Raw genomic sequence first — 2,673 nt, forward strand, 5'->3', positions numbered from 1 at the left:
ATATTTGGGGGTATAGCTCAGTTGGGAGAGCACCTGCCTTGCACGCAGGGGGTCAAGGGTTCGAATCCCTTTATCTCCACCAAAGACACTGTATATGCAGTGTCTTTTTTTATATGTTTTTATAATATTTTAAGATAAACTTTCTCATTAGTATGTTAAAATAAAAAAGTAGATAGTATTTCTTTTTGAGTGAATTAATTACTTAATAAGATTTTAGATAAATGAAGGGAGGGAAAATAGAGAATATAAATTTCTCTATTTTATATAATTATGAATATATTAATAACCAATGATGATGGAATTACGGCAAAAGGTATACAGATTATTGCACAGAGACTTCAAAATTCACACAATATATTGGTAGTAGCACCTGATAGTCAAAAAAGTGCTAGCAGTCATTCCATAACATTAATGAATCCTCTTATTGTAAGAAAAGAAAAAATAGAAGGTATAGATGCTCCATGTTTTAGTGTAAGTGGTACACCTGTTGATTGTACAAAAATTGCAATAACTACTATTGCTAGTGAAAAAATAGATATAGTAGTATCAGGAATAAATGATGGATTTAATTTAGGCACCGATGTAATATATTCAGGGACTGTGTCTGCAGCCGTTGAAGGAGCATTAAATAGTACCCCAGCAATTGCATTATCTTGTGATGGTAATGAAGAAAGTTATGAAATAGCTGCAGATTATGCAGAAAAAATATTAAATAAAATTAGAAGTGAGAAAATTGGAAACACAGTGCTAAATGTAAACATTCCATCCATAAGTAAAGATAAATTAAAGGGATTAAAGGTATGTAAAATAGGTGAAAGAAATTATAATAATGTATATGTTGAAGTAGAGAAAAGTGATGATAATGTAGTATATAAAATAACTGGTGCGCCGGATGATGCAATGCAAGATAATACTGATGTAGACATGATTAAAGAAGGATATATAACAGTTACACCACTACATTATGACTTAACTAATTTTAACTTAATAACAAAAGTGGAAAATATTTTAGAAAAATAAATTTGATATAACAAAATTTTTATTTTAAATATTGTGATTAATTAGTAATATTAAAGATATGAATAGGGGATGAAATGATGAATAAACCATATGTATTTACACCAGGACCTACTAATGTAAGAGAAAATGTTAGATTGGCTAGGGCTATTGAAACTACTAATCCAGATTTAGATAAGGATTTTTATGATTTTTATAGAGAAACTTGCAATAGAATTAGGGAAATACTAAATACTGAAAAGGATGTGTTTATATTAAGTGGTGAAGGTATATTAGGATTGGAAGCTGCTTGTGCATCACTTACAGAAGTAGGAGATAGAGTACTAATTATTGATAATGGGGTATTTGGTGAAGGCTTTGCTGATTTTGTGAAAATATATGGAGGAATACCTGTGTTGTATTCTGTTGATAGAAAAAGAGAAGTAGATGTGGAACATTTAAGAGAATTCCTTGATAAAGATAGTAATTTTAAATATGCAACTGTTGTTCATTGCGATACACCATCAGGAGTACTTAATGATATAAGTAAAATTTGTCCAATGCTTAAGGAATATGGAATATTAACAGTTGTAGATAGTGTTGCAGCCATGGGAGGAGAACCTATAAATGTAGATGAGTGGGATATAGATATTGCATTAGGTGGTTCTCAAAAAGCTTTTTCAGCTCCACCAGGATTAACTATTGTTACCGTTAGTGATGATGCGGATAAAGTTATGAGAATAAGAAATACTCCGATTGTAGGATTTTATTGTAACTTAACTATATGGAAGGGATATTATGATAAAAAGTGGTTTCCATATACTATGCCAATAAGTGACATATATGGGCTTAGAGTTGCTATAGATAATATACTTGAAGAAGGAATAGAGAATGTACACAATAGACATAAAAATATTGCTGTAGCTACTAGAAATGCATTAACTAGCTATGGGTTAAAGTTATATTTAGATAGCGGCTTTTCATCTACAGTTACAGTAGTAGAAACGCCTACAGGAATAGAAGCAAACAAGTTAATTAATTATATGAGAGATAATTATAATTTACTAATTTCAGGTTCTTTTGATTATCTTGAGAATAAAGTTATTAGAATTGGTCATATGGGAGAAAACAGTAGGATAGATAAAATTTTATTTGTTTTAAATACGTTAGATAAATCTTTAAATGAATTAGGATATAAATCAAAAGTTAATATCATAGAAGAATTTAATAAGTATATTATATTATAATGTGAGAGAGGCCAATTAATTATGAAAATAGTTAATTGGCCTTATATTATTATAAAAAGGATATTTTCAATGGAATATTAAGAAGATTAGTAACTAGTTAACATAACGAATATTTATTGATTTTAATGTGGTATATTTCGTATATAGAGGCTAAATATTAGTATAAGTTATTTTTACTTTAGTATACTATACCATGTGTATCAGTATAAGAAAATAAAAGTAAATTCAAGAAATATGAAGATATATTTAAATAAACTATAATTATAAAAAACTAATATTATATTTGATATAACAAGTATGGTAAGATAAATCTTGTCGCTGAGAGACGCGGCAAGAAACAACAAAAACTTAAGAAAAAACTTCTTAAAAATTTGTTGACAGATAAGAGATTATCTAGTAGAATAGTAAAAGTCGTCGGAAGTAATCGATG

Annotated in this window: 2 protein-coding genes and 1 tRNA gene; all 3 read left to right on the forward strand. The window is 28.5% G+C overall.

What is annotated here, in order from left to right; genetic code table 11:
* Positions 1-6 precede the first annotated feature (6 nt).
* The 3 genes from B3086_RS12965 to B3086_RS12975 all read left to right on the forward strand — a co-directional run bounded on the left by B3086_RS12965 (position 7) and on the right by B3086_RS12975 (position 2,243).
* A tRNA-Ala gene (locus tag B3086_RS12965) sits at positions 7-82 on the forward strand.
* Positions 83-270: 188 nt separating this feature from the next.
* Positions 271-1,020, forward strand: coding sequence for a 5'/3'-nucleotidase SurE (gene surE / locus B3086_RS12970; protein WP_346876377.1), 750 nt, complete (start codon positions 271-273; stop codon positions 1,018-1,020).
* A gap of 77 nt (positions 1,021-1,097) precedes the next feature.
* On the forward strand, positions 1,098-2,243 hold the full coding sequence (locus B3086_RS12975; RefSeq protein ID WP_346876376.1) for an alanine--glyoxylate aminotransferase family protein: 1,146 nt from the start codon (positions 1,098-1,100) through the stop codon (positions 2,241-2,243).
* Positions 2,244-2,673: the final 430 nt, after the last annotated feature.

Source organism: Clostridium sp. UBA871, from assembly GCF_002295255.1.
In the GTDB taxonomy this organism is placed as follows: Bacteria; Bacillota; Clostridia; order Clostridiales; family Clostridiaceae; genus Clostridium_J; species Clostridium_J sulfidigenes.